Consider the following 25,367-nt stretch of genomic DNA (forward strand, 5'->3'; position numbering starts at 1 on the left):
TGCAGGAAGTCGGTCAGGTGCGGGTTCTCGACCAGGTGGGTGGAGGCGTCCGCGGCCGACAGGGTGATGGTGATCAGGAAGTCGGTGGCGGCGAAGCCGAGCAGGGTCAGCACGAAGAGCTTGCCCTGCCAGAAGGAGAGCAGCCGCTCCAGCATGGCGATGGAGCCCTCGCCGTGCGGGCTCTCCTCGGCGACGCGGCGGTAGACCGGCAGGGCGCCGGCCAGGGTGACGACGACGAGCACGATGGTCGCGACCGGCGACAGCAGGCCGGCGGCGAGCGCCGCGATGCCCGGCTGGTAGCCGAGGGTCGAGAAGTAGTCGACACCGGTCAGGCACATCACCCGCCACCAGCGCTGGCCCTGGTGCGCGGGCTCGGGCTGCGCGTGGGGTCCGGTGTGGCCGCCGCTCCTGCCCATGTCGGACAGCCCCTCCAGCATCCAGGCGCGCAGGCGACTGGAAGGGGGGTGCTCGGTCGTGGCCATGGGGTCGGCTCCTGGTGTCCGGCGCGGTGTGGTGCGGCGCAGTTCGATTCCGGCCATCACGCGGACGGCGGCACCAGCGTATGCAGAGAGTGACGTGTGGGCCCATGGATCAGCGGGCTCTGGGCGTCAAGCTTGCGTTAAGAATGCCCTGGCCGGGCTGGGGTCGCACGTCAGGTAACGGTGGTCCGGAGACCGCGGGGGAGCTTGCGCTGTACGGGGGACGGCGGGCGGACGCGGGAGATCGGACACCGAGCGTTATCCCGCACGGCGCCCCTACGACATCCGCCCCGCGGCCGGGACCGGGAGCCGGGCGACGCGGCGGGCCCGGTTCGGCCGGACCACCGGACGGGCGCCGTGCGACCGCCTGAACGGTCGTCAGGAGCGCACGACTGCTGTCGGCCGGAGGCGGTCGGGGGCTGTTCTCCAGCAGGAACACCACCGTGCGCGTGCGACCGCAGCCTGATCCGGACGTCGGACCCCCGCCCTTGACATGCTCTTGACGGAATTTTGAACGGTGGGCAGCGGCCCGGCCGGAACCGGCGTCATGGCCGGTGCCGTTCAGGCTGATGTGACGTCGACCCTTCCTGTACCAGCGGCTTCCGGTGAGAGAACCGGGCACATGGTGATCTGCGGCGACGACGGCCTCGCCCACCGGCTCGCCGTCGAACTGGACGCCGTGTGCGGTGAGGTCGTCACCGTGGTCCTGCCGTCCGCCGACGACGAGCACGGCGCCCGGGTCGGCGCCCTGCACCGCGATCCGACGTCCGCCGTCCACCTGCACATCTCGGCCCGCCCGGACGAGGCCACCCTGCGCGCGGCCGGTGTGGCACGGGCCGCCGCGCTCGCCCTGACCTACCGCGACGACCAGGTCAACGTCACCGCGGCGCTGCTCGCCCGCACCGTCAACCCCTCCGTGCGGCTGGTCGTGCGGATGTTCAACCGGGAGCGCGGCAGTCATCTCGAACGGCTCCTGGACCGGGCGGCGGGCCTGTGCGACGCTCCCGCACCGGACACCTCCACCACCGTGCTCTCCGACGCCGACACCGCCGTACCGGAGCTGGTCGCGGCAGCCGCCGTGGGCCACGGCCACACCCTCCAGGTCGAGGGCAAGGTCTTCCGCGGTGTCGTACGGCCCGCGGGCACCCCCTCGCACGCCACCGACCTCGCCACCCTGGCCGTGCTCTCCGGCGCCCACGAGGACGACCCGGCCAGCCAGGACAGCGCCGAGACGGCCGGCGAGGACGGCACCCAGCTGCTGCCCGACGACCGGACGGCGTACCACCGGCAGTTCACGCACGGGCGGCTGATGCTGGAGGAGGTCGTCCACCTCGACGCGGCCGAACCGGCCCGCCGGGTCCGGCGGCTGCGGCCGGTGCGCTGGGCGCGGGCCCGGTTCGCCCATCTGCCCTGGCGGGTCTTCCGCTCCCGGCAACTGGCCGCGGTCTACGGCTCGTTGGCAGCCGTCGTGGTCGCCCTGTCCACCGCCACCGCGCTCTTCGCGGACGAGCATCCCTGGTGGAAGAACTTCTATCTGCCGCTGCTGGACATCTTCACGATGGGGGATCCGGCGACCGAGGAGTCCCCGGCCCGCCGCATACTCCAGCTCCTCGCCGGCTTCGTCGGGCTCGCCGTGCTGCCGCTCGTGGTCGCCGCGACCATGAACGCCACCGAGGCGTTCCGCACCGCCTCCGTGAACCATCCGCCCGACGACGACGTCAGCGGCCACATCGTCCTGGTCGGCCTCGGGATGGTCGGCACCCGGGTGCTCGACCGGCTGCGCACCACCGGCCACCAGGTGGTGGCCATCGAGCGGGACCCAGGCGCCCGGGGTGTCGCGCTCGCCCGGGAACTCGGCGTCCCGCTGGTCCTGGAAGACGCCGGCGCCCCCGGCGTCCTCGAACTCGCCCGGGTCCGGCAGTGCGGCTCCCTGCTCGTCCTCACCCGCGACGACGGCCAGAACCTCGACATCGTCATGGCCGTCCGGGAGGCCAACCCCGAGGTACGGGTGGTCACACGGCTGTACGACGACGCCTTCGCCGCGACCGTCCAGCGCACGTTGCGCGCGTCGTATCCGGACGCGCTCACCCGGAGCAGGAGCGTTTCAGCGCTGGCCGCGCCCTCTTTCGCGGCGGCGATGATGGGGCGGCACGTGCTGGGGGTGATGCCGGTGGAGCGGGGGTCGCTGCTGTTCACCTGCGTGGATGTGGCCGGGCATCCGGAACTGGAGGGGCGCTCGGTGCACCAGGCGTTCAGGCGCCGGGAGTGGCGGGTGCTGGCGGTGGGGCCGGTCGGCGGGAGCGCCTCGGGACAGGCGGCCTTCGACTGGCGGCCGGCGCAGGGGCGGGTGCTGGAGGCGGGGGACCGGGTGGTGATGGTCACCACCCGGCGCGGGCTCGACGTGCTGATGGCGGGGGTTCGGTGAGGCTGAGACCGGGGTCGGGGGATCCTCCGGAATCACGTCGTGGTGTGTGTGCTGCCGTACCGGTTGAAGCCGTAACGGCTGCCTTGTCCGGCCCCCAGCGGGCTTCTACAGTGCGCTCCGTAATGTTCGCCGACCTCGCCGAAACTTTCGGCGCGGCTTGGGGAGGGACACGCACATGCGGACGTACGACAACCCGGTCATCCCCGGCTTCCATCCCGACCCGAGCGTGTGCCGGGTCGGGGAGGACTACTACCTCGTCTGTTCCAGCTTCGAGTACTTCCCCGGCGTCCCGCTCTTCCACAGCCGGGACCTGGTGCACTGGCGGCAACTCGGCAACGTCCTCGACCGGCCGGGGCAGTTGACGCTGCCGGACGACACCCCGGCCTCTGGTGGCGTGTACGCGCCGACCATCCGGCACCACGACGGACTCTTCCACGTCATCACCACCAACGTCAGCGGTGGCGGCAACTTCCTCGTCACCGCCGAGCGGCCCGAGGGGCCCTGGTCCGACCCGGTGTGGATCGACGTACCCGGCATCGACCCGGACCTCGCCTGGGACGAGAACGGTGACTGCTGGTGTGCCGTCGCGGGGGTCGCGGTCGCCCGGATCGACACCCGGAGCGGGAAGGTGCTGGAGGGGCCGCTGCCGACGTGGTCGGGGACGGGGCTGCGGGACCCCGAGGCGCCGCACCTCTACCGGATCGGCGAGTGGTGGTACCTGCTGCTCGCCGAGGGCGGCACAGCGCTCGGGCACGGGGTCTCCGTGGCCCGCGCCCGTTCGCCGCGCGGCCCGTGGCAGCCCGCCCCCGGCAATCCGCTGGTCTCGCACCGGGGCACCCGGGAGCCCGTCCAGTGCACCGGGCACGCCGACCTCGTCCGGGCGGCCGACGGCAGCTGGTGGGCGGTGCTGCTCGGCACCCGGCCGCGCGGCTGGTTCCCCGAGTTCCACGTGCTCGGGCGGGAGACCTTCCTGGCCCCGGTGGAATGGGCGGACGGCTGGCCGCGCATGGGCCCGGTGCGGGAGCGGCACGAGGCGCCGGCCGCCTGGCACCCGGCCGAACAGCCGCCCGTACGGGACGACTTCACGGCGCCCGCCCTCGCGCCGTACTGGATCTCCCCGCGCAGCCGGCCGGACGGGTCCTGGTCACTGGCCGAGCGGCCCGGATGGCTGACGCTCACGGCCACCGGGGACAGCCTCGACCGCGCCGGGCACACCTTCGTCGGCCGCCGCCAGCAGCACGCCGACTGCCGGGCCGCCGCCCTGCTCGACCCCGGCCCGGGCCGCGCGGGCCTGTCGGTGCGCATCGACGAGGCCCACCACTACGACCTGGAGGTGAGCGGGGGAGTGGTGAGCGCGGTCGCCCGGATCGGTCCGCTTCGCCAACGGCTCGCCGAACGCGCGGTGCCGCCCGGTCCGTTGACCCTCGTGGTGGAGATCCGCACGACCCGGGTGCCGCCGCCCACCGGCACCGCACCGGGGCAGCACGACACGACCGGCGTCCGCCCCGCCGGCCCCGATGCCGTGACCCTTTCGGTGGAAACGCCCGACGGTGTCGTTCGGCTGGCCGAACTCGACGGCCGCTATCTCTCCACCGAGGTGGCCGGCGGGTTCACCGGCCGGGTCATCGGCATGTACGTCACCGAGGGGCGGGCCGCCTTCGACTGGTTCGCATACATGCCCAATACCTGATGCGCGACACCTTGACGCTCCTGATCCGCCTTCCTAGAGTCGCCGTTCGGAACGTTCGATGAATTTATCGAATGTTTCGAAGGCGGTGGCCTCAGAGCACCACCGAACCAGGACGGCGTCGGTCGTCCCGTACCCCAAGGAGCGCATCATGGGCGACCCGGCACTGTCCCGTCGCGGTTTCCTGGCGGCCACCGCGGCCGCCGGTCTGGGCATGACCGCCCTCAGCGGCTGCGGCTCAGGCTCGGACGGAGGGTCCTCGTCGTCGGGGAAGGTCACCGTCGAGTGGTGGAACATCTCCACCACCCAGCCGACGAAGAACGTCTGGGCCGGCCTGGCCAGGAAGTTCGAGGCCCAGAACCCGCATGTGAAGCTGAAGATCGTGCAGTTGGAGAACGACGCCTACAAATCCAAGATGACGGCGCTCATAGCCTCCGGCAAGCTCCCGGACATCTTCCACACCTGGGGCGGCGGCGTCCTCAAGCAGCAGGTCGACGCCGGCCTCGTCGAGGACCTCACCGACGCCACCAAGCCCTGGGCGGACGGGATGCTGTCGGTCGCCAAGCAGCCGTACCTCATCGACCAGAAGCTCTACGGCATTCCGTTCGACATCGGCATGATCGGCTTCTGGTACAACAAGGCACTCTTCAAGAAGGCGGGGATCAGCGAGCCTCCCACCACGTGGAGCGGCTTCCTCGACGCGGTGCAGAAGCTCAAGACCGCCGGCATCACCCCGCTCGCCCTCGCGGGCAAGGAGAGCTGGACGGGCATGTACTACTGGGCGTACCTGGCGATGCGCACGGCCGGGCTCGACGCCCTCCAGAAGGCCGACGACGACAAGGACTTCACCGGCAGCGGGTTCGTCCAGGCCGGACAGCATCTGAAGGACCTGGTCGCCCTCCAGCCGTTCCAGAAGGGCTTCCTCGGCGCCGCCTACTCCGCGCCCACCGGCCAGGCGGCCGCCGTCGGCAACGGCAAGGCGGCCATGGAACTGATGGGGCAGTGGGCCCCGGTGGTGGAGGCGGACGCGGGCAAGGGCCTCGGCTCGGACCTGGGCTTCTTCCCCTTCCCCGCGGTCGAGGGCGGCAAGGGTGCCATCACCGAGGTCTTCGGCGGTGGCGGCGGGCACGCCCTGCGCAAGGGCGCCCCCAAGGAAGCCGTCGACTTCCTGAAGTTCTTCGCCTCCGAGACCACCGACCTGGTGCTCGTGGAGAAGACCAACACCCTCCCGGTGGTCCCCGGTGCGGAGAAGGCGTTGAGCGACCCCAACACCAAGGCCGTACAGGCGCAGTTGAAGGCCGCCACCGGCTTCCAGCTCTACCTCGACCAGGCCTACGCGCCCGCCGTCGGCCAGCAGATCAACGACAGCGTCGCCGGGCTGATCGCCGGGTCCAAGTCGCCCGCGGACGTCACCCAGGCGGTCACCAAGACCGCGAAGGAAGAGCAGTAGGCCGCCCGATGACCTCGACCTACCTGCCCGGCACCCGGTCGGGACCGGAGGCCGCGCCACCGCCGCTGCCGGCCGCGGGCCGGGCGCGGCGGTGGCGCCGGCTGCTGCACTGGCTCACCGCGATGAGCTTCCAGCTGCCCGCGCTGGCGCTGTTCGGTGTCCTCGTCCTGCTGCCGATCCTGTTCGCGCTGTACGCCTCGTTCTTCCGCTGGGGCGGCTTCGGCATGCCCTCCGACTACACCGGCACTGACAACTTCACCCGGCTCTTCCAGGACGACGTCTTCCTCGGCGACCTGTGGCGCTGCCTGCTCCTCGTCGTGCTGTCGCTGGCACTGCAACTGCCGTTCGCGCTCGCCATGGCGGTCCTGCTCAACCAGCGGATCCGCGGCCGGGCCGTCTACCGGATGCTGTTCTTCGCGCCCTACGTGCTCTCCGAGGCGATCACCGGCGTGTTGTTCGGCATGATCTTCGCGCCCGACGACGGGCTCGCCGACCATCTCCTGAGCGACATCGGCCTCGGCGTGCTCGGCGGGAAGTGGTTCTCCGACCCCTCCACCGTCATGGCCACCCTCTTCCTGGTCATGACCTGGAAGTACTTCGGCTTCCACATGATGCTCTACCTGGCCGGACTCCAGTCCATCCCGGCCGAGTTGACGGAGGCCGCCACCGTCGACGGCGCCTCCCCCTGGCAGCGCTTCCGCCACGTCACCCTGCCGCTGCTCGCGCCCACCCTGCGCATCAGCGTCTTCCTGTCGGTGATCGGCTCCATCCAGCTCTTCGACCTGGTGTGGGTGGTCACCGCGGGCGGCCCCGACCACCACTCGGAGACCATGGCCGTGACCATGTTCCAGTACGGCTTCAAGCGCTACCAGGTCGGCTACGCCAGCGCGATCAGCGTGGCCATGTTCGCCATCAGCCTCGTCTTCGCCCTCGCCTACCAGCGGTTCGTGCTCCGCCGCGACCTGGAGGGCGCCACCACGAACATGAGGGGAGACGGCGCATGAGCGGCACGAACAGCCGCAGGACGACGGCCGTACGGAACCTGCCGCTGCACGTCATCCTGATCGTGGTCGGCGCGGTGATGGTCGTACCCCTGCTGTACGCCCTGCTGTCCGGGTTCAAGACGACCGACGAGCTGTCCCGCAACCCGGTCGGGCTGCCCGAGTCCTGGGTCACCTCCAACTACACCGGCATCCTCGGCTCCGGCACGTTCTGGCGGCTGGTCGGCAACAGCACGCTGATCGCGGTGGCCACCACCGTGCTCGTGGTCGCGGTGTCGGCGCTGGCGGCCTTCTCCTTCGCGCGGTTCGCGTTCCGCGGCCGGGAAGTCCTGTTCACCGTGTTCACGATGGGCCTGATGTTCCCCTTCGCGGTGGCCGCCCTGCCCCTCTTCCTGCTGCTGCGCTCGATGAACCTGCTGGACAACCCGCTGGGCGTGATCCTGCCGCAGGCCGCGTTCGGGCTGCCGATGACCATCATCATCCTGCGCGGCTTCTTCCGGGAGATCCCCGGTGAGCTGGAGGAGGCGGCCACGCTCGACGGCTGCGGTGCGTTCGGCTTCTTCTGGCGGATCCTGCTGCCCATGGCCCGGCCGGCGCTCGGCACGGTCTCGGTGCTCGCGGTCGTCACCAGCTGGAACAACTTCTTCCTGCCGCTGCTGGTGTTCACCGACTCCACCTGGTGGACGGTCCCCATCGGTGTCCAGCAGTTCCAGGGCCAGTACTCCGCCGACACCGCCCGGGTCTTCGCCTATCTGGTCCTCGCCATGGTTCCCGCCCTGGCCTTCTACTCGGTCGCCGAGCGCCAGCTGGTCGGCGGCCTGACCGCCGGCGCCACCAAGGGCTGATCCCGCACCGGTCGTCCCGCTGGTCATCCCCCGCTGGTCATCCCAACTGATCGGAGTCGCACGATGTCCCGCACACGTCTCGGACTCGCCGGTGCCCTCGCGGCCGTACTCGTGGCCGCCGGGGTCGCCACCGGCCCCGCCGCCCAGGCCCACGGCCGGCAGCCCACCCTCGCCGAACTGGCCCAGCGGCACGGCCGCTACTTCGGCAGCGCCACCGACAACCCCGAACTCACCGACACCGCCTACACCAGGCTGCTCGGCACCGAGTTCGACATGATCACGCCCGGCAACGGTATGAAGTGGTACGCCACCGAACCCCAGCAGGGCGTGTTCGACTGGACCGACGGCGACCAGATCGTGAACCTGGCGCGCAGGAACCACCAGCGGGTCCGCGCCCACACCCTGGTCTGGCACAGCCAGCTGCCCGACTGGCTCACCGCACGCGACTGGACGGCCACCGAGCTCCGGGCGGTACTCAAGAAGCACATCCAGACCGAGGTACGGCACTACCGGGGCAAGGTCTACTCCTGGGACGTCGTCAACGAGGCCTTCAACGAGGACGGCAGCTACCGCGAAACCCTCTGGTACAAGACGCTCGGCCCCGGCTACATCGCGGACGCGCTGCGCTGGGCCCACCAGGCCGACCCGCACGCCAGGCTCTACCTGAACGACTACAACATCGAGGGCCTCGGCGCGAAGAGCGACGCCTACTACGCGCTCGCCCGGCAACTGAAGGCCGAGGGCGTCCCGCTGGACGGCATCGGCCTCCAGGCCCACCTCGCCCTCCAGTACGGCTATCCGTCCACCCTGGAGGACAACCTCCGCCGCTTCTCCCGCCTCGGCCTGGACACCGCGCTCACCGAGGTGGACGTGCGGATGCAACTGCCCGCCACCGACGGGAAGCTGGCCGAGCAGGCCACCTGGTACGCCGATCTGACCAAGGCCTGCCTGGCGGTACGGCACTGCGTGGGCATCACGGTCTGGGACTACACGGACAAGTACTCGTGGATCCCGGCGTTCTTCCCCGGCGAGGGCGCGGCCCTGCCCTGGGACGAGCAACTCGCTCCCAAACCAGCCTACTTCGCGCTGCGCACAGCGCTCGGCTACCAAGGGTGACCGACCCCGGACACACGTCGGGGCCGGTGCGCACCAGGGGTGTGCGTCCGGCCCCTGCGGGTCACCGGGCGGAGCGACGGGGCCGCCCGGGGTGATGCGGCAGGTCTGTCAGGCGGCGGTCACCACGCGGCCGGCACCGAGCGGGCGGTGCGGCGCGATGATCTGGCCGTCGGGCAGGAGCTCACCGGTGTCCTCGAAGAGCAGAACGCCGTTGCACAGCAGGCTCCATCCCTGCTCCGGGTGGTGCGCCATGAGGCGGGCGGACTCCCGGTCGGCGGATTCGGCTGTCGGACACGGCGGCTGGTGCTGGCACATGGATAGGGTCTCTCGCTCGGTCGTGGTCATGTCGGTCCCCCGTGCTGATGAGTCGGTCGGAAACCAGTGTTGCCTTCCGGGCGTTGCTCCGCAGGGATTTCGCTGCACCGCTTCTCACAGGTTGGAGACGCGTCACCCGCGCGGACGGTTCATCCCGACAGGGCCGCCGATTCGGATGGTTTCACATGGCCGGATGGGGCTAGTCCGAACGGCGGGCCGGCGCAGGGCCAGGGCTGTTCCGGCTCTGGGGAGCGGCGAATTGCTCGGACGAGCGGAACGGGAAGAACAACGCGCGTACCCCGCCACTGACCGGGAGCGGCGGGGTACGGCGCGGTGGGGCGGCGGTGTCAGGCGGGCGTGATGAGCAGGGGCGCCGGGGTGATCCGGCCGGTCAGCACCGGGAGCAGTTCGGCGACCGGGTGCGGCCGGTGGGCCGCGACACCGGGCGGGGCGGGTGCCAGCGGCACGAGCAGGTCGGTGGCGGCGGGGTACCCCTCGGCGCCGTCGGCCGTGTGGTCGCCGTGCAGCCACAGGGCCAGCATGTACAGGCCGGGCAGGGACAACAGGCGGGGCTGGTAAGCCTGTTGGAGAGTCTCGGCCTGGTGCAGTGCCTGCTGGGTGGAGGCGATGTAGGGGCCCTCGAAGAAGTGCGAGAACGCCCAGCCGTCGGGGGTGAGCATCGTGTCGGCCGCGGCCACCGCCCGGTCGCCGCAGCGGATCAGGAAACGCCACCCGGCCAGCCGGGTGGCGGACCCGCCTTCCGGGGTGATCCGGTCCAGTACGTGCACGGGAAGCGGGAGTTCGGGGGTCACGGGTCCCTGCGCGGCGCGCAGGGAGGGGGTCCGGGCCTCACGGACCGCGGTGGGGGAACCCAGAGCGGTGAGGACGGAACGCAGTGCGGGCGCGGGGGCAGGAGGGACATGCAGCGGCATGGTGGCTCGCCTCTCATTCGACAGGCGCGGTGGCGCGAGGGCGGGGGGCGGACAGCGCTGTCAGCTCACAGGAGGTCAGAGAGGCGGGGCCCGGTGCGGTGAGGAGAGGTGCGGGCGTTGCCTGCCGCACGTCACTCGGGCGGCAGGAACCAGGACCGTGGGCGCCAGCCTTCTGCCTTGTTTGCGGAGTTTATACGACGCCTGTTCAGGTGGTGTTTCACCGGCCCGTTTCAGAGAACAGAACAAGGGGCAATTCGGTCGTTGATTTGCGTGGAATCCTCCCGTTTTCCTGCCCATCAGAACCCCGCTGACCTCGGATTACGAGGCTGTCGCGGTCGGCCGGATGCAGTCGGCGTTTTTCACGAGGGGAACGGGGAACCCGAAGTTGCGTGCGGCGCCATGCCTCGTGAATGTGCCGCGGGACACATTCCAACAGAGTAGCGGGTGCCGGTGCCGCGCGCGACGTTATCGATCGCGTCCGCTGGGCATCATCCCACCTGGACTCGGGACACCGGCGGCCGGAAGCCCGGCCCGCCCATTCGAGGAGGGACGCTTCGATGGGGGAGAAGGTCGTGGCGGGCCGGTTCGACCTGTCCGATCGCCGGCGCTACCGTGAAAAGCTCCGCGACTGTCTGACGGGGCTGGAGCGGCTGCTGGTGGAGAAGCGGTTCGACCGCCCCAAGAACCTCATGGGCGTCGAGATCGAATTGAATCTGGCCGGCGCCGACGGCATGCCGAAAATGCTGAACGGACAGGTTCTGGAACGTATCGCGAGCCGCGATTTCCAAACAGAACTCGCCATGTTCAATCTGGAAGTGAACATAGCCCCACACCGGCTGGAAGGCCGGGTTTTCGACCGGCTGGCCGAGGAACTGCGCACCTCCCTGGCGTACGCCGACCGCAAGGCGGGCGAGGTGGACGCCGGGATCGTGATGACGGGCATCCTGCCCACCCTGGAGCGCGACGACCTGGTCTCCGCGAACCTCTCCGAGGTGGACCGGTACACCTTGCTCAACGACCAGATCGTGGCAGCCCGGGGCGAGGACTTCCTGCTCGACATCGAGGGCGTCGAGCACCTCGTGTGCACGTCGAAGTCGATCGTTCCGGAGGCCGCCTGCACGTCCGTGCAGCTGCACCTGCAGATCACGCCGGCACGCTTCGCCGACGTGTGGAACGCGGCGCAGGCGGCGGTCGCCGCGCAGATCGCCGTGGGCGCGAACTCCCCGTTCCTCTTCGGCCGCGAACTGTGGCGCGAGTCCCGCCCCCCGCTCTTCCTCCAGGCCACCGACACCCGCCCACCGGAGCTCCAGGCGCAGGGCGTCCGGCCGCGCACCTGGTTCGGCGAACGCTGGATCAACTCGGCGTACGAGCTGTTCGAGGAGAACCTGCGCTTCTTCCCCGCCCTCCTGCCGATCTGCGACGAGGAGGACCCGCTGGCCGTGCTCGACGCGGGCGGGGTGCCGAAGCTCGCGGAACTCGTCCTGCACAACGGCACGGTGTACCGCTGGAACCGGCCGGTCTACGGCATCGCCGACGGCGTTCCCCATCTGCGCGTCGAGAACCGCGTACTGCCGGCCGGGCCCACCGTCACCGACGTCATCGCCAACGCGGCGTTCTACTACGGGCTGGTCCGTGCCCTCGCGGAGGAGTCCCGCCCGGTGTGGACACGGCTGCCGTTCGCCGCGGCAGAGGCGAACTTCGACGCGGCGTGCCGGGACGGCATCGACGCGCGTCTGGTCTGGCCGAGGCGGGCGCGCTACGGCGGCGGCACGGCGGAAGTGGACGCGGTCACCCTCGTCCGCGACGAGCTGCTGCCGCTGGCGGAGGCCGGGCTGGACGCGTGGGGCGTCGACACCGCCGACCGGGACTTGTATCTCGGCGTGATCGAGGAGCGCTGCCGGCGCCGGGTCAACGGGGCGTCCTGGCAGGCGGCGACCTTCCACCGGGCACGGGAACAGGGGCTGCCGAGGGACGCGGCGCTGGCGGCGATGACGCGGCGGTACGCGGAACTGATGAACGAGGGCGATCCGGTGCATACCTGGCCGGTGGGGTTACTGGAGCCGGTGCCGCTGGGGTGAGGCCGACGGGGCGCCGTGGGGGGTGGGGGGTGCGGTGGGGTGTCGGGTGCGGCGCCGTTGGGGCTGGTCGCGCAGTTCCCCGCGCCCCTTTCGGGGCGCGGTAGCGGGGGTCGGCTGCGTCTGCTTCGGGTCGATCGGGCAAGCTGTGGTGTCCCATGGGCATGGGGCGACGGGATTGCCCGACCGGAGGCAGGAGTGCAGGTGGAGGCGGAGCAGGTGGCCGGTGCTTACCCACTGGAGCGGCCCTCGCGGCGCGTGTTCAGGGACGAGACGCTGCTCGTTCTGGGGCTTTCGCTCGGTGCGAGTGGAGTGTCCGCCCTGATCAGCTTCATCGGATCGGTCACCAAACCGGGCGGCCTCAAGGACCAGGCGGCGACGATGAACGCCTCGGCCGCGCCGGGCCGCCCCTGGCTTGATCTCGCCTGGCAGCTCTTCGACATCGCGGCGGCACTCGTCCCCGTCCTCCTCGTCGCCCACCTGCTTCTCCGCGAGGGCGCGAGCCTGCGCTCGCTCGGGTTCGACCGCAGCCGCCCCTGGCCCGACCTCGGGCGCGGTGCGGCGATCGCCTCGGTGATCGGCAGCGCCGGAATCGCCTTCTACCTGGCCGCACGCGGCCTCGGCTTCAACCTCACGGTGGTCCCGGAGGCGCTGCCCGACGTGTGGTGGAAGTACCCCGTGCTGATCCTCTCCGCCATGCAGAACGCGATCCTCGAAGAGGTCATCGTGGTCGGCTATCTGCTGCGCCGGCTGGACCAGTTGGGGTGGAGCGCGGGGACGGCGCTGGTGGCCAGTTCCGTCCTGCGCGGCTCGTACCACCTTTACCAGGGGATCGGCGGCTTCGTCGGCAACATGGTGATGGGCGTGGTCTTCGTCTACCTGTACCGGCGGTGGGGCCGGGTCGGTCCCCTGGTGGTGGCGCACTCCCTGCTCGACATCGGCGCGTTCGTCGGGTACGCCCTGCTGGCCGGCAAGGTGGGCTGGCTGCCTACGGCGTGAGCAGCTCGCCGTCGATGACGGTGACCGCGCGCCCGGCCAGCAGGACGCGGTCACCGCGCAGCGAGGTCCGGACCAGCCCGGTACGCCGGGAGGCCTGCAGCCCGGTGAGATCGGGCTCGCCGAGCCGGCCGGCCCAGTGCGGCGCGAGAGCGGTGTGCGCACTCCCGGTCACCGGGTCCTCATCGATGCCGACGTTCGGGAAGAAGCAACGGGAGACGTAGTCGTACCCCTTGGCCGGGTCCTCAGCGCGGGCGGTGGCGATGATTCCGCGCGTGGAGTAGGCGGCGAGGGCCTTGTGGTCGGGGAAGAGGCCGAGCACGGTCTTCTCGTCGGCGAGTTCCAGGAGCAGGTCACCGACGTCCGGGCCGGTGTCGAAGCCGGCGACGGGTTCGGCGCCGAGCGCCTCGGCGACCCCGCCGGGCACGTCGACCCGGGAGAGCGGGGCGGTGGGAAAGTCGAGCGTGATCATCCCCTCCCCTCCGGGCGTCGCGACCAGCACCCCGCTCCGGCTGGCGAACCGCACGGGTCCCGCGTGTGCTCCGGTGGTGTGCAGCACATGAGCCGTGGCGAGGGTGGCATGCCCGCACATCGCGACCTCCGTGACCGGCGTGAACCACCGCAAGGCCCAGTCCGCGTCCCCGCCCTCGGGCAGGGGGTGCGCGAACGCGGTCTCGGCATGGTTCACCTCCATGGCGACGTTCTGCATCCACCCGTCGTCCGGAAAAGAGTCGAGCAGCACGACCCCGGCCGGATTCCCGGAGAACGCCCGCTCGGCAAAGGCATCGACGATTCGAATCCGCATGAACCAGAAGCTAGGCCCTGCGCCCCCCGCCCGCCCAAGGCCAATCCCAGAGCCCTGGCCCGATTTCCACCCCCCGAGGAGCCCGAAGACACCACGCCCCACCACCGACACGAACACCCCCAACGCTGCGGCACGGGCTCGCGGACGGTGTTCGGGGCGGCGCTCCTGCTTAGGGGCGCGGGGAACTGCGCGAAGTACCACGACGGTGCGGCGGTGGCTCGCGGACGATGGTCGTTAGGGGCGCGGGGAACTGCGCGAACAACCACGACGGCGCGGCACGGGCTCATCGACGGTGGTCGCGACGGCGCTCCCTCTCAGGGGCGCGAAGAACCACGACGGTGCGGGACTGGCCGGCCCACCGGACGTTCCCACGGCGCCATGCCCACCCGCCCCCCGGCAACGAAGAGGGCCGACCCGCCATCGAGTCGGCCCCCTTGAGCGGAACGCTCAGTCCGTGCCCAGTTCCATCGCCGCCCGGTCCAGCAGTTCGTCGGCGTCCGGCGCAGCCTCCCCGCGGGACGCGATCGCCTCGGCGCCCCCCTCCGGCATGTTGCCGATCAGACCGGTCGCCGCCGCCTGCGCCGCACCGATCGCCGGGTTGGCGGAGCCGATCAGCCCCAGCCCCGCGTACTGCTCCAGCTTCGCCCGCGAGTCGGCGATGTCGAGGTTGCGCATGGTGAGCTGCCCGATCCGGTCCACCGGACCGAACGCCGCGTCCTCGGTGCGCTCCATCGACAGCTTGTCGGGGTGGTAGCTGAAGGCGGGACCGGTCGTGTCGAGGATGGAGTAGTCCTCGCCGCGCCGCAGCCGCAGCGTCACCTCACCGGTGACGGCCGCGCCGACCCACCGCTGCAGGGACTCGCGGATCATCAGCGCCTGCGGGTCCAGCCACCGGCCCTCGTACATGAGACGGCCAAGACGCCGCCCCTCGTTGTGGTACTGGGCGACCGTGTCCTCGTTGTGGATCGCGTTGACCAGCCGCTCGTACGCGGCGTGCAGCAGCGCCATGCCCGGCGCCTCGTAGATGCCCCGGCTCTTGGCCTCGATGATCCGGTTCTCGATCTGGTCGGACATGCCGAGCCCGTGCCGGCCGCCGATCGCGTTGGCCTCCATGACCAGCTCGACGGCGGTCCCGAACTCCTTGCCGTTGACGGTCACCGGCCGGCCCTGGTCGAAGCCGATCGTCACGTCCTCGGGCAGGATCTCGACCTCGGGGTCCCAGAACCGCACGCCCATGATCGGCTCGACGGTCTCGATGCCGTTGTCCAGGTGCTCCAGGGTCTTCGCCTCGTGCGTGGCACCCCAGATGTTGGCGTCGGTGGAGTACGCCTTCTCCGTGCTGTCCCGGTACGGCAGCCCGTGGGCCACCAGCCACTCGGACATCTCCTTGCGGCCGCCGAGCTCGGTCACGAAGTCCGCGTCCAGCCAGGGCTTGTAGATCCGCAGGTGCGGGTTGGCGAGCAGGCCGTACCGGTAGAACCGCTCGATGTCGTTGCCCTTGAAGGTCGACCCGTCGCCCCAGATCTGGACGTCGTCCTCCAGCATGGCCCGCACCAGCAGCGTGCCGGTGACGGCACGGCCGAGCGGCGTGGTGTTGAAGTACGCCCTGCCGCCCGAGCGGATGTGGAACGCGCCGCAGGTGAGCGCGGCCAGGCCCTCCTCGACCAGCGCGGCCCGGCAGTCGACCAGGCGCGCGATCTCGGCACCGTAGGTGTGCGCACGGCCGGGCACCGAGGCGATGTCGGGCTCGTCGTACTGGCCGATGTCGGCGGTGTAGGTGCACGGGACGGCGCCCTTGTCGCGCATCCACGCGACCGCGACCGAGGTGTCGAGCCCGCCGGAGAAGGCGATGCCGACGCGCTCGCCGGCGGGAAGGGAGGTGAGGACCTTGGACATAGGAAGATTATGCATCAGACCGCATGGTCATGCAACGTCGCCGCGGGGTCGTCTTGCGCCGTCGACGGGAGGGTCTTGTCATGCGAACTCTTCCGATATATCGTTGAGGCATCGCGACAGATACGCGACAGATCAACGATGGAATGGAGTGATTGCCATGCGTTCCCACGGATTCGAGCGTGGACATGGTCAGGGCGGCCCCCACTCGCACGGGCGGGGCGGCTTCGGTGGGCGTGACGGCCGGCGTGCGGCGTTCGGGCCCTTCGGCCCGGGTGGCCCCGGCTTCGGTCCCGGCGGGCCCGGTTTCGGACCGGGGCACTGGGGGCCGCGAGGGCGCGGTGGTCCCAGGGGAAGGGCGCGGCGTGGTGACGTACGGGCCTCGATCCTGGCCCTGCTGAAGGACCGGCCGATGCACGGTTACGAGATGATCCAGGAGATCGCCGAGCGCAGTGGCGGTGCGTGGAAGCCCAGCCCCGGCTCGGTCTACCCCACCCTCCAGCTGCTGGAGGACGAGGGCCTGATCGTCAGCGAGAGCGAGGGCGGCAAGAAGCTGTTCTCCCTCACCGACAGTGGTCGCACCGCCGCCGACGCCGGGCCGGACGCCCCCTGGGAAGAGGCCTCCCGCGGGGTCGACTTCGAGGCCCTGGGCGAGATCCGCCAGGCCGGCTTCGGTCTGATGGAGGCCTTCGGGCAGGTCTGGAAGACCGGCAGCAAGGAGCAGCGCGAGAAGGCGCTGGCCGTCATCAACGAGACCCGCAAGAAGCTGTACCTCATCCTCGCCGACGAGGACTGACCCTCGACGGGTGCGAGGTGAGACACCGAGCGCCCCGCGGACCTGTCCGCGGGGCGCTCTGCCGTGTCCGCGGGGCGGGGCGGCTCAGGCCACCAGTGCGCCCAGCTTGCGCAGCGACTCGTTCAGGGCCGCCGTCGCCGAGTCCTTGAGCTTGCCCGCCATCAGTGACACGGCCGCGCCCGTGAACTCCCCGTCGATCCGCACCGTCGTCGCGTCCCCGTCCGGGGTCAGCGTGTAGCGCGTGGCGACCGTCACCGCCATCGGGCCCTTGCCGCGGATCGCCAGCACCCGCGCCGGCTCCAGCTCCTCGATGGTCCACTCGACCTCCGCCGGGAAGCCCATCAGCTTCATGTTCTCCTGGAAGGTGCCGCCCACCGCCAGGGTCTCGGGGCCGCCCTTGGGAAAGTTGGTGTGGGTCGCGTTCCACTCGCCGTACGCCGACCAGTCGGTGAGCTGTGCCCACACCTTCTCGGCCGGTGCCTGGATGCGTGTCTCCGCGCTGACTTCGGCCATCGGGCCACCCCTTCGTGTCGGGCTACGGTGTCGCGGAACGTAGCCGCAGGGCCTCGAACATTCAATACTGATGAACCGTCAGGAAATGTGCGGATCCGGGGACCGCCCCCTCGGCGGCCGGTCCCGCCCCCGGCCGCTCGGCAAGACGGCGCGCACCCGGTGGCCGGAATCGGTCTGATCTCATCCGTAAGGAGGAGATTCCGGCCATCCGTGTCCACTCTGCGTGGGACACGAGAATGCTTCCCCTCGCCGATGACTCCGGCCCCTGGGATTGATGGGGTAGAGGACGTGCAACCCCGTATTCCCCGCCAGCCCGCCCAGGACCAGGGCGGTATCCACGCGGACGACGATGCCTGGCTCGGTGCCGAGCTGGCAGCGGTGGTCGCCGGTGCCCGCCGCCGGGCCGTAAGGGACGGGGACCGTCAGGTCGACACCGCCCATCTGCTGCACTCGCTGATCGAGTACGACCCCGAGGTGCGCGCCGCCATCGGTGACCCGCCGCAACTCGCGCGCCTGCTCGGCTACCTCGTGCAGCGCAGCATCGGCTACGGCCTGCGCTGGCAGGGCGGGGTCGAGGACTCCGGCGCGCTGCCGGCCCTTGGGCAGGGCGGGGGCAGAGCCGAGGGCAGGAGCGAGGGCGCCTGGTCGCCGGTGGCCGCCGCCGCCCTGGAGTACGCGCGCGTCCGATCCCGGCGCCGCGGCGAGGCCCGTGCCGACGGCATCGACCTGCTCGCGGGCCTGGTCCTCGACCCGGAGTCACGGGCCGTGGAGGTGCTTGAGCGCGCCGGGGTGGCTGCCCGCGAGCTGGCCGTGCGGATAGACGGCGACGGGGCGGTCGGATCGGCCGGGGCGGCCGGATCGGCCCGGGACGCGGAGGCGGAGCGTCGCACGTCCAGCCGTTGAGACAGGTGCCATGGAGGGTGACGCTCATGTCGCCCGCTGGCATCATGTCCCGGTGCGCACCACTGACACCAGCCATGGCAAGGGCCTCGGGCTCTCCCTCGCCCTCGGGTCGGCGCTCGCCTTCGGTGGCTCGGGCGTCGCGGCCAAGCCCCTGATCGAGGCCGGGCTCGCGCCGCTGCACGTGGTGTGGCTGCGGGTGGCGGCCGCCGCCCTGGTGATGCTTCCGCTCGCCGTCCGCCACCGCGACCTGCCGCGCCGCCGGCCCGCGCTGCTCGCCGGGTTCGGACTGCTGGCCGTGGCAGGCGTCCAGGCCTGCTACTTCGCCGCGATCTCCCGGATACCGGTGGGAGTGGCGCTGCTCGTGGAGTACCTCGCTCCCGCCCTCGTGCTCGGCTGGGTCCGGTTCGTGCAGCGGCGGCCGGTCACCCGCGCCGCCGCGCTCGGTGTCGTTCTCGCGGCGGGCGGCCTCGCGTGTGTGGTGGAGGTGTGGTCGGGGCTGCGGTTCGACGCGCTGGGGCTGGTACTGGCACTGGGGGCGGCATGCTGCCAGGTGGGGTACTTCGTGCTCGCCGACCACGGTGGGGGCGAGGGGGCGGATCCGCTGGGAGTGATCGCGTACGGGCTGCTGGTCGGGGCCGTCCTGCTGACCGTGGTCGCCCGGCCGTGGGAGATGGACTGGTCGGTGCTGGGCGGCTCGGCGCGGATGAACGGGGCGGCCGTGCCGGCGGCGGTCCTGCTGGGATGGATCGTGCTGGTCGCGACGGTCGTCGCGTACGTCACGGGTGTGATGTCGGTACGGCGGTTGTCCCCGCAGGTGGCGGGGGTGGTGGCCTGTCTGGAGGCGGTGGTGGCGACCGTGCTGGCGTGGGTGCTGCTGGGGGAGCGGCTGGGTGCGCCGCAGGTGGTGGGCGGGGTCGTGGTACTGGCCGGGGCGTTCATCGCACAGTCCTCTGCGCCTGCCAAGGGCTCCGCCGAGCCCTTGGCGCGTGGCGAGGGTGTGGTGCGGGAGCCGGCCGTCTGAGCGCTGTCGGCCGCCGGCCGGTGCTGGCGGGTCGCGCCCGCGCGGCGGGGCCGCACATCAGATGCGGTCCCGCGCCCCCGAGGGGGCATGCGCGTCAGCGGGTCTTCAAGTACTGCGGCACCCGAACGTCCGCGGCCAGGTCCCCGTTCGCGATCGGCGCGTCGTGCCCCTTCCGCAGCGGCAGCACACCCGCCCAGTAGGGCAGGTCCAGGTCCTCCGGCTCGTCGTTCGCGTCGCCCGTGCGGGTCTTGGCGGAGACCTCCTTCAGGTCGAGCCGGATCACCGCGGTCGCGGCCAGCTCCTTCTTGTCGGCGGGGCGGGAGTCGGCCGCCCGGCCCGGCACCACGTGGTCGACCAGGGCGTCCAGCGCGCGGCGCTTCTCCTCGGGGTCGGTGACCTGGTGGGCGATGCCGTGCACCACCACGGAGCGGTAGTTGACCGAGTGGTGGAAGGCCGAGCGGGCCAGCACGAGGCCGTCGACATGGGTGACCGTCACGCACACCGCGAGTCCGGGGTCGGCCTGGCCGGTCATGCGCAGCGGACGGGAGCCCGTCGAGCCGTGCAGGTACAGGACCTCGCCGACCCGGCCGTACAGCGTCGGCAGCACCACCGGCGCGCCGTCGCGGACGAAGCCGAGGTGGCAGAGGTAGCCCTCGTCGAGGATGGCGTGCACCAGTTCCCTGTCGTACGACGCCCGCTCGGCGGAGCGGGTGGGAACGGTGCGGTCGGTCTTGGCGTAGGCGGCGGGCCGTGCGGGCTGGGCCGGCACTGTCCCCTGCGCGGCTGTCTCCATTGCGCTCCCTCATTGCACTAGTGCATAATAGGTTTTGTGCTAGGAGAATATCCGATCGAAGGGCGCGGCGCAGCGGAGATCGCGGCCAGCGTCGAACGCGCGGTGGGCTCCGGAGGGCTGGAGCCGGGGCAACTGCTGCCCCCCATGCGGGAGCTGGCGACCAGGCTCGGGGTGAATCCCAATACGGTCGCGGCCGCCTACCGCACCCTGCGCGAGCGCGGGGTCATCGAGACCGCCGGCCGGCGAGGCAGCCGTGTCCGGCCGAAACCGGCCACCACCGGGCGGGACCAGCTCCCCGTCGACGTCCCGCCCGGGGTGCGCGACCTGTCCTCCGGCAACCCCGACCCCGCCCTGCTCCCCGCCCTCGCACCGGCCCTGGCGGTGGTGGCGGCCGAGTGCGACCGGGCGCCGGTCCTCTACGGCGCCGACTCGGTCGAGCCGGCCCTGGAGCGGATGGCACGCGCCGAACTGGCCGCCGACGGCGTGCCCGACGGACCGCTCACCGTCACCTCCGGCTCTCTGGACGCCGCCGAACGCGTCCTGCTGGCCCACCTCAGGCCCGGCGACGCGGTCGCCGTCGAGGACCCCGGCTGGGGCCGCACCCTCGACCTGATCCCGGCGCTGGGGCTGCGTGCGGTCCCGGTGGCCGTCGACGACGAGGGGCCGCGTGCCGACGCCCTGCGCCGGGCCCTGGAGTCCGGCGCGCGCGCCCTGATCGTCACGGCCCGGGCGCACAACCCCACCGGCGCCGCGGTGAGCGCCGCACGCGCGCGTGCCCTGCGGTCCGTCCTGCGCGCCCACCCGCACACCCTGCTGGTCGAGGACGACCACGGCCACGGCATCGTCGACATCCCGCTGCATCCCCTGGCGGGCGTCACTCGGCACTGGGCCTTCGTCCGCTCGGTCGCCAAGGCCTACGGCCCCGACCTGCGCCTGGCCACCCTGACCGGTGACGAGGTCACGGTCGACCGGGTGCGCGGGCGGCAGCGCCTGGGCCCGGGCTGGGTGAGCCGGCTGCTGCAGCGCACCGTGGTCCGGATGTGGGCCGACGGCGCGGTGAACGGCCCGGCGGTGGCGGCGGCGTACCGGGCCCGCCGTGAACTCCTCCTCGACGCGCTCGCCGACCACGGCGTCGCGGCCCACGGCCGCAGCGGCATGAACCTGTGGGTCCCGGTCCCGGACGAGACGGGCACGGTGTCCCGGCTGCTCCACCAGGGCTGGGCGGTGGCCCCGGGCGCCCGGTACCGCCTGGCGACCCCGCCGGGCATCCGCATCACCGTCTCGACGCTGACGCCGGAAGAGGCCGGCCCCCTGGCGGCGGCGGTGTCGGCGGCGGTGACACCCCCGAAGGGCGGCCGGATCCAGGCCTAGCGCACGCGGGGGCCTCAGGCGCGGCCGGCGCCCTCGCGGGGGCGTCGTCTCACCTGGGTGAGGGCCGCTCCCGCGAGCACGATCACCGCTCCCACCGGGGTGCTCCACCGCAGCGACTCGCCCAGCACCGCGACCCCCGCCGCGGCGGCGATGACCGGGATGAAGTACGTGACCATCTGCGCGGTGGTCGGCCCCACCTCCGCCACCAGCCCGTACTGGACGAGCACCGCGAGCCCCGTCCCCAGCACGCCCAGCGCGGCGACCGCCAGCAGCGGAAGCAGGGCGAAGTGCGCCGGGAGGGACGTGAACAGCGGTGTCACCACGGCCAGTTGCACAGTCGCGAGCAACAGTTGCGCCCCGGTCATCGCCAGATGGGAGTCACCCGTCCCGGCCAGCGTCCGCCGGACGTAGATCCAGCCCACCGGGTAGCTCAGCGAGGCCAGCAGCGCCATCGCGGTCCCCGTGACGTCCAGGCCGTGGAACCCCTGCCAGGCGCCCAGCACCGTCAGCACACCGATGAACCCCAGGCCCAGACCGGCGAAGCGGACCCGGGTCGGCCGGTCCTCCGACAGGCCCACAGCGACAGCACCATCCCCCACAGCGGTGAGGTCGCGTTGCAGATCCCGGCCAGCGTGGACGGGATGGTCAGCTCCGCGTAGGCGAAGAGGGAGAACGGCAGCGCGTTGAGCAGGAACGCGGCGACCGCCAGATGCCCCCAGGTGCGGGTCCCGCGCGGCAGCCGCTGCCGCTTCACGGCCATCGCCGCCGCCAGGACCGCGGTACCGAACACCAGCCGGCCCAGGGTGACCTGGAAGGGCGCGTAGGCCTGCGTCCCCACCTTGATGAAGAGGAAGCTGAAACCCCAGATCAGCGCTAGGGCGCCGAAGCGCAGGCGCCAGTCGAGGCGGGGGCGGGAAGGGCCGGCGGCAAGCGCCGGCTCGCTGGTCGCGGGGGTGGTCACGGTGCTCATGACCTCCACCCTGCGGGAGCCGACGTCTTAGCACAATCGAGAATTCCCGCCCGGTATATCTTAGGATCGCTTACATGTTGAACCTGGAGCGCCTGCGCACCCTGGACGCCCTCGCCCGGCACGGCTCGGTCAGCGGCGCCGCCGAGGCCCTGCACGTCACGACGTCGGCGGTGTCACAGCAGATGGGCAAGCTGGAGCGCGAGGTGGACCAGCAGCTCCTGGCGAAGAACGGCCGGGGCATCCGGCTCACCGACGCCGGCCGGCTGCTCGCCGAGCACGCGGCCCGGATCCTCTCCCAGGTCGAGCTGGCCCAGTCCGACCTGGAGGCGCACCGCGGCCAGGTCGTCGGCGAGCTCCGGCTGTCCGCGTTCCCGACGGCCGCCCGCGGCCTGTTCCCGACCGCGCTGGCCGCCCTGCGCGCCCGGCACCCGGCGCTGCGCGTCCGCTCCAGCGAGCTGGAACCGGAGAACGGCATCGCCGGCGTCGTCCGCGGCGACCTCGATCTCGCGGTCGTCCTGGACTGGTACAACAAGCCGATGCCCGTACCCGACGGGCTGGTCAAGGCACCCCTGCTGGACGACCCCGCCGAGGTGGCGCTGCCGACCGGGCACCGGCTCGCCGACCGCGACGAGGTGGACCTGGGGGAGTTCGCCGAGGACGAGTGGATCACCTGGGGCGAGGGCGAGTTCTGCCACGAATGGCTGATGTTCACGCTGCGCTCGCGCGGCATCGAGCCCATCGTCGGACACCGCGCGGCCGAGACACACACCCAACTCAACCTGGTAGCGGCCGGGTTGGGCGTCTGCATCGCCCCGGTGCTGGGCCGTCACCCGGTGCCGGAGGGTGTGGTCATGGTGCCGCTGAAGCAGCGGGTGCGCCGCCACGTGTACGTCGTCTGGCGGGCCGACGCCGACCGCCGCCCCTCGATCCGGGCAGCGGTGCAGGCCCTGCGCGGCGCGGCCGCGGCGATCGCCTGAACTTCCCTACGCCGAGCCCAGCTTGCGGAAGTCCCAGGAGGCGATCTTGGTCGGGGTGAGCCGCGCCCAGGCATGCCGGCCGTCGTGCGGCATCTCGTCCAGGCCGAAGTTCTTGCGGGCGAACACCGTCTCGATGTAGTCGAGTTCGGCGACCAGCTCACCGGTGCGCGGAACCTCGCCCACGAACTCGACGGTCCCTCTCAGCTCGACGCCACGCAACTGGTCGTACTCCTCACCGGAGTCGACCACGACCGCCACGCGCGGGTCGCGGCTGAGGTCCTTCCAGCGCTGGCTGCGCACCACCGAGTAGAGCCACAGGGACGTTCCGTCCCAGGCGAACCACAGGGCGCTCACGTGCGGAGCGCCGGACGCCGAGACGGTCGCGACCCGGCAGGTGCGCTGTGTGGTGAGGAAATCGTCCAGCTCACCGGGTGTCATCATGATCTTGCGGCCCCGGCGCTGAGTGACGGTCATGCGGCCCCCTCTTGTCTTCTTCCGTTCCCGCGCGATGGCGGTTAGTGTCACCCGCCCCGTACCAAGGTGGAAGGGGGCGTCATGCCGTCGTCGCACGAACGGCTCGCGGAACTCCTCGACCCGGCGAGCACCGTGCTGCTGACCGTCGAGTGCCAGCAGGGCGTGGTGGGCCCGCAGAGCGCGCTGCCCGAACTCGCCCGCGAGGCACGGGCATCGGGCGCTCTCGACAACATCGCCCGGCTGGTCGCCGCCGCGCATGACACCGGTGTCCAGGTGATCCACGCGATCGCGGAACGCCGCCCGGACGGCCGCGGCGCGAACCGCAACGCCCGCCTGTTCCGCGCCGCCGAACGGCTGCCCGTCCAGCAGCTCCCCGGCACCACGGCGGTCCGCGTCGCGCCCCCCATCGAGGTCGCGGACGAGGACCTCGTCGTACGACGGCTGCACGGCCTGTCGCCGATCCAGGGCACCGACGTCGACCCGCTGCTGCGCAACCTCGGCTGCCGCACCCTGATCGTCACCGGCGTCTCGGCCAACGTGGCCATACCGAACGCGGTGTTCGACGCGGTCAACCGGGGGTACACCGCCGTCGTCCCGGCCGACGCCGTCGCGGGGGTGCCCTCCGAGTACACCCCCGCGATGATCCGCAACACCCTCGCGCTGGTCGCCACGGTCGTGACCACGGACGAGGTGCTCGGCTGCCTCGGACCCCCGCGCCGGCGGTCCTGAGGCTCAGGCCAGCGAGATCTGGTCGCCGGAGACCGTGATGTCGGCCGCCGTCAGACCCGTGGTCGCCGGGCCATGCTTCACGCTGCCGTCCGCGATGGCGAACTTGCTGCCGTGGCAGGGACAGACGATCTCGCCGTTGGCGATGCTGGTCACCGCGCAGCCGGCGTGCGGGCACTTCGTCGAGAACGCCTTGAACGTGCCCGACGCCGGCTGGGTGACGACCACCGCCTGGTCCTTGTAGATCGTGCCGCCGCCCTCGGGGATGTCCGTGGTCTTGGCGAGCGCGGTGCCGCCGGCCGAGCCGTTGCTGTTCTGCGTGGTGGAGCCACCGCCCGCGTTGCCGTTCGTGGTGGTCGTGCCCGACGAGTCGTCGTCGGACGATCCGCAGGCGGTCAGCGCGGCGGCGAGCCCCGCCGCTCCGGCCGCCACCATGACGGTACGGCGAGCCGGACTGGCCGAGGGGTTGAGCGGTGCGCTGGTCATGTGAGGGGTTCCCTTCCGCGAAGCGTCTCGTTGATCCGTCCAGGGGTACGGTCCTCGGGCACCACCTGTTCAGACGGCATCCGATAGTGACCCCCTGAACATGAGGCTGCGGTAAGCAGCGCTGTCGGTTCGCTGTCGGCCTGGACGGCCCGGCCAGGCCGGTGGCCGGGCCGTCGCAGGACCCCCGGTAACCAGGGGTGTTGCTCAAGGAAGTCACCGCGACCCGCTATATCACACCTCGGTGTGAAAACGGCTCGTCGCCGGGGCTCGTCGAGTCCGACGACTTGGTGAGCTGCCTGGGAACGAAGCCCCGCCCCC

General features: G+C 71.6%; 22 protein-coding genes and 3 pseudogenes. 15 read left to right on the forward strand and 10 right to left on the reverse strand.

Annotation, left to right across the window (positions count from 1 at the left end; translation table 11 throughout):
• Positions 1–482: pseudogene (locus LQ326_RS40510) on the reverse strand (amino acid transporter); the annotation flags it as partial.
• A gap of 619 nt (positions 483–1,101) precedes the next feature.
• On the opposite strand from LQ326_RS40510, the gene LQ326_RS40515 reads away from it, so the two are divergent.
• The 6 genes from LQ326_RS40515 (at position 1,102) to LQ326_RS40540 (ending at position 9,003) form a co-directional block, all read left to right on the forward strand.
• Positions 1,102–2,904, forward strand: coding sequence for a potassium channel family protein (locus LQ326_RS40515; RefSeq protein ID WP_234544080.1), 1,803 nt, complete (start codon positions 1,102–1,104; stop codon positions 2,902–2,904).
• A 175-nt stretch (positions 2,905–3,079) separates the two neighbouring features.
• Positions 3,080–4,594 (forward strand): glycoside hydrolase family 43 protein, encoded by a 1,515-nt coding sequence (locus LQ326_RS40520; RefSeq protein ID WP_234544081.1) that lies wholly within the window; start codon positions 3,080–3,082, stop codon positions 4,592–4,594.
• A gap of 148 nt (positions 4,595–4,742) precedes the next feature.
• Positions 4,743–6,041, forward strand: coding sequence for an extracellular solute-binding protein (locus tag LQ326_RS40525; protein ID WP_234544082.1), 1,299 nt, complete (start codon positions 4,743–4,745; stop codon positions 6,039–6,041).
• An 8-nt stretch (positions 6,042–6,049) separates the two neighbouring features.
• On the forward strand, positions 6,050–7,045 hold the full coding sequence (locus tag LQ326_RS40530; RefSeq protein WP_234544083.1) for a carbohydrate ABC transporter permease: 996 nt from the start codon (positions 6,050–6,052) through the stop codon (positions 7,043–7,045).
• Positions 7,042–7,887: a carbohydrate ABC transporter permease gene (locus tag LQ326_RS40535; RefSeq protein ID WP_181807332.1), complete on the forward strand. Its 846-nt coding sequence runs from the start codon at positions 7,042–7,044 to the stop codon at positions 7,885–7,887. Before LQ326_RS40530 ends, LQ326_RS40535 begins: the two co-directional genes overlap by 4 nt.
• A 63-nt stretch (positions 7,888–7,950) precedes the next feature.
• Positions 7,951–9,003, forward strand: coding sequence for an endo-1,4-beta-xylanase (locus LQ326_RS40540; protein WP_234544084.1), 1,053 nt, complete (start codon positions 7,951–7,953; stop codon positions 9,001–9,003).
• A 108-nt stretch (positions 9,004–9,111) separates the two neighbouring features.
• Here the strand turns inward: LQ326_RS40540 and LQ326_RS40545 are convergent, their stop codons facing one another.
• A complete protein-coding gene (locus tag LQ326_RS40545; RefSeq protein WP_181807334.1) occupies positions 9,112–9,318 on the reverse strand; it encodes a DUF5999 family protein in 207 nt (68 codons plus the stop codon).
• A gap of 347 nt (positions 9,319–9,665) precedes the next feature.
• A complete protein-coding gene (locus LQ326_RS40550; protein WP_234544085.1) occupies positions 9,666–10,250 on the reverse strand; it encodes a hypothetical protein in 585 nt (194 codons plus the stop codon).
• Positions 10,251–10,807: 557 nt separating this feature from the next.
• On the opposite strand from LQ326_RS40550, the gene LQ326_RS40555 reads away from it, so the two are divergent.
• Both LQ326_RS40555 and LQ326_RS40560 read left to right on the forward strand, forming a co-directional pair.
• Positions 10,808–12,328: a glutamate-cysteine ligase family protein gene (locus tag LQ326_RS40555; protein WP_234544086.1), complete on the forward strand. Its 1,521-nt coding sequence runs from the start codon at positions 10,808–10,810 to the stop codon at positions 12,326–12,328.
• Between the two features lie 195 nt (positions 12,329–12,523).
• Positions 12,524–13,324, forward strand: coding sequence for a CPBP family intramembrane glutamic endopeptidase (locus LQ326_RS40560; protein ID WP_234544087.1), 801 nt, complete (start codon positions 12,524–12,526; stop codon positions 13,322–13,324).
• On the opposite strand, the gene LQ326_RS40565 is transcribed toward LQ326_RS40560, so the two are convergent.
• On the reverse strand, positions 13,314–14,126 hold the full coding sequence (locus tag LQ326_RS40565) for a PhzF family phenazine biosynthesis protein (protein WP_234544088.1): 813 nt from the start codon (positions 14,124–14,126) through the stop codon (positions 13,314–13,316). The genes LQ326_RS40560 and LQ326_RS40565 overlap by 11 nt on opposite strands.
• A gap of 447 nt (positions 14,127–14,573) precedes the next feature.
• Positions 14,574–16,022 (reverse strand): argininosuccinate synthase, encoded by a 1,449-nt coding sequence (gene argG, locus LQ326_RS40570; protein WP_234544089.1) that lies wholly within the window; start codon positions 16,020–16,022, stop codon positions 14,574–14,576.
• Positions 16,023–16,179: 157 nt separating this feature from the next.
• Between argG and LQ326_RS40575 the strand changes: the two genes are divergently transcribed.
• Positions 16,180–16,815 carry a PadR family transcriptional regulator gene (locus tag LQ326_RS40575; RefSeq protein WP_234544090.1) on the forward strand — a complete coding sequence of 212 codons (636 nt, stop codon included), beginning with the start codon at positions 16,180–16,182 and terminating at the stop codon, positions 16,813–16,815.
• Positions 16,816–16,899: 84 nt separating this feature from the next.
• On the opposite strand, the gene LQ326_RS40580 is transcribed toward LQ326_RS40575, so the two are convergent.
• Entirely contained in the window at positions 16,900–17,328 is a 429-nt protein-coding gene (locus LQ326_RS40580) for a type II toxin-antitoxin system Rv0910 family toxin (RefSeq protein ID WP_234544091.1), read from the reverse strand.
• A gap of 288 nt (positions 17,329–17,616) precedes the next feature.
• Here LQ326_RS40580 and LQ326_RS40585 point away from each other — a divergent pair, with 288 nt between their 5' ends.
• Positions 17,617–18,231 (forward strand): Clp protease N-terminal domain-containing protein, encoded by a 615-nt coding sequence (locus tag LQ326_RS40585; RefSeq protein WP_234544092.1) that lies wholly within the window; start codon positions 17,617–17,619, stop codon positions 18,229–18,231.
• A gap of 10 nt (positions 18,232–18,241) precedes the next feature.
• Positions 18,242–19,252 carry an EamA family transporter gene (locus LQ326_RS40590; RefSeq protein WP_234544093.1) on the forward strand — a complete coding sequence of 337 codons (1,011 nt, stop codon included), beginning with the start codon at positions 18,242–18,244 and terminating at the stop codon, positions 19,250–19,252.
• Positions 19,253–19,346: 94 nt separating this feature from the next.
• Here the strand turns inward: LQ326_RS40590 and LQ326_RS40595 are convergent, their stop codons facing one another.
• Positions 19,347–20,045: a pyridoxamine 5'-phosphate oxidase family protein gene (locus LQ326_RS40595; RefSeq protein WP_234544094.1), complete on the reverse strand. Its 699-nt coding sequence runs from the start codon at positions 20,043–20,045 to the stop codon at positions 19,347–19,349.
• A 36-nt stretch (positions 20,046–20,081) separates the two neighbouring features.
• Here LQ326_RS40595 and LQ326_RS40600 point away from each other — a divergent pair, with 36 nt between their 5' ends.
• Positions 20,082–21,416, forward strand: a complete 1,335-nt coding sequence (locus LQ326_RS40600; RefSeq protein WP_234544095.1) for an aminotransferase class I/II-fold pyridoxal phosphate-dependent enzyme — start codon at positions 20,082–20,084, stop codon at positions 21,414–21,416.
• 14 nt (positions 21,417–21,430) lie between these two features.
• Here the strand turns inward: LQ326_RS40600 and LQ326_RS40605 are convergent.
• A pseudogene (locus LQ326_RS40605) lies at positions 21,431–22,386 on the reverse strand (DMT family transporter).
• 74 nt (positions 22,387–22,460) lie between these two features.
• Between LQ326_RS40605 and LQ326_RS40610 the strand changes: the two are divergent.
• Positions 22,461–23,363, forward strand: coding sequence for a LysR family transcriptional regulator (locus LQ326_RS40610; RefSeq protein ID WP_234544096.1), 903 nt, complete (start codon positions 22,461–22,463; stop codon positions 23,361–23,363).
• A 6-nt stretch (positions 23,364–23,369) separates the two neighbouring features.
• On the opposite strand, the gene LQ326_RS40615 is transcribed toward LQ326_RS40610, so the two are convergent.
• Positions 23,370–23,837 (reverse strand): pyridoxamine 5'-phosphate oxidase family protein, encoded by a 468-nt coding sequence (locus LQ326_RS40615; RefSeq protein WP_181807690.1) that lies wholly within the window; start codon positions 23,835–23,837, stop codon positions 23,370–23,372.
• An 81-nt stretch (positions 23,838–23,918) separates the two neighbouring features.
• Between LQ326_RS40615 and LQ326_RS40620 the strand changes: the two genes are divergently transcribed.
• Positions 23,919–24,566, forward strand: a complete 648-nt coding sequence (locus tag LQ326_RS40620; protein WP_234544097.1) for a cysteine hydrolase family protein — start codon at positions 23,919–23,921, stop codon at positions 24,564–24,566.
• A 3-nt stretch (positions 24,567–24,569) separates the two neighbouring features.
• On the opposite strand, the gene LQ326_RS40625 is transcribed toward LQ326_RS40620, so the two are convergent.
• Positions 24,570–25,049 carry a Rieske (2Fe-2S) protein gene (locus tag LQ326_RS40625; protein WP_234544098.1) on the reverse strand — a complete coding sequence of 160 codons (480 nt, stop codon included), beginning with the start codon at positions 25,047–25,049 and terminating at the stop codon, positions 24,570–24,572.
• Positions 25,050–25,249: 200 nt separating this feature from the next.
• On the opposite strand from LQ326_RS40625, the pseudogene LQ326_RS49185 reads away from it, so the two are divergent.
• A pseudogene (locus LQ326_RS49185) lies at positions 25,250–25,336 on the forward strand (HipA family kinase); the annotation flags it as partial.
• Positions 25,337–25,367: the final 31 nt, after the last annotated feature.

Source organism: Streptomyces shenzhenensis, assembly GCF_021462265.1.
Lineage (GTDB): Bacteria > Actinomycetota > Actinomycetes > Streptomycetales > Streptomycetaceae > Streptomyces > Streptomyces shenzhenensis.

Excerpts from the sequence above, each read along its gene's own strand:
- argG (WP_234544089.1), bottom strand. The coding sequence starts at position 16,022 with ATGTCCAAGGTCCTCACCTCCCTTCCCGCCGGCGAGCGCGTCGGCATC.
- LQ326_RS40615 (WP_181807690.1), bottom strand. The coding sequence starts at position 23,837 with ATGACCGTCACTCAGCGCCGGGGCCGCAAGATCATGATGACACCCGGT.
- LQ326_RS40530 (WP_234544083.1), top strand. The coding sequence starts at position 6,050 with ATGACCTCGACCTACCTGCCCGGCACCCGGTCGGGACCGGAGGCCGCG.
- LQ326_RS40575 (WP_234544090.1), top strand. The coding sequence starts at position 16,180 with ATGCGTTCCCACGGATTCGAGCGTGGACATGGTCAGGGCGGCCCCCAC.
- LQ326_RS40610 (WP_234544096.1), top strand. The coding sequence starts at position 22,461 with ATGTTGAACCTGGAGCGCCTGCGCACCCTGGACGCCCTCGCCCGGCAC.
- LQ326_RS40540 (WP_234544084.1), top strand. The coding sequence starts at position 7,951 with ATGTCCCGCACACGTCTCGGACTCGCCGGTGCCCTCGCGGCCGTACTC.
- LQ326_RS40545 (WP_181807334.1), bottom strand. The coding sequence starts at position 9,318 with ATGTGCCAGCACCAGCCGCCGTGTCCGACAGCCGAATCCGCCGACCGG.
- LQ326_RS40535 (WP_181807332.1), top strand. The coding sequence starts at position 7,042 with ATGAGCGGCACGAACAGCCGCAGGACGACGGCCGTACGGAACCTGCCG.
- LQ326_RS40595 (WP_234544094.1), bottom strand. The coding sequence starts at position 20,045 with ATGGAGACAGCCGCGCAGGGGACAGTGCCGGCCCAGCCCGCACGGCCC.
- LQ326_RS40565 (WP_234544088.1), bottom strand. The coding sequence starts at position 14,126 with ATGCGGATTCGAATCGTCGATGCCTTTGCCGAGCGGGCGTTCTCCGGG.
- LQ326_RS40590 (WP_234544093.1), top strand. The coding sequence starts at position 18,242 with ATGGAGGGTGACGCTCATGTCGCCCGCTGGCATCATGTCCCGGTGCGC.
- LQ326_RS40520 (WP_234544081.1), top strand. The coding sequence starts at position 3,080 with ATGCGGACGTACGACAACCCGGTCATCCCCGGCTTCCATCCCGACCCG.
- LQ326_RS40625 (WP_234544098.1), bottom strand. The coding sequence starts at position 25,049 with ATGACCAGCGCACCGCTCAACCCCTCGGCCAGTCCGGCTCGCCGTACC.
- LQ326_RS40580 (WP_234544091.1), bottom strand. The coding sequence starts at position 17,328 with ATGGCCGAAGTCAGCGCGGAGACACGCATCCAGGCACCGGCCGAGAAG.
- LQ326_RS40525 (WP_234544082.1), top strand. The coding sequence starts at position 4,743 with ATGGGCGACCCGGCACTGTCCCGTCGCGGTTTCCTGGCGGCCACCGCG.
- LQ326_RS40515 (WP_234544080.1), top strand. The coding sequence starts at position 1,102 with ATGGTGATCTGCGGCGACGACGGCCTCGCCCACCGGCTCGCCGTCGAA.
- LQ326_RS40555 (WP_234544086.1), top strand. The coding sequence starts at position 10,808 with ATGGGGGAGAAGGTCGTGGCGGGCCGGTTCGACCTGTCCGATCGCCGG.
- LQ326_RS40620 (WP_234544097.1), top strand. The coding sequence starts at position 23,919 with ATGCCGTCGTCGCACGAACGGCTCGCGGAACTCCTCGACCCGGCGAGC.
- LQ326_RS40550 (WP_234544085.1), bottom strand. The coding sequence starts at position 10,250 with ATGCCGCTGCATGTCCCTCCTGCCCCCGCGCCCGCACTGCGTTCCGTC.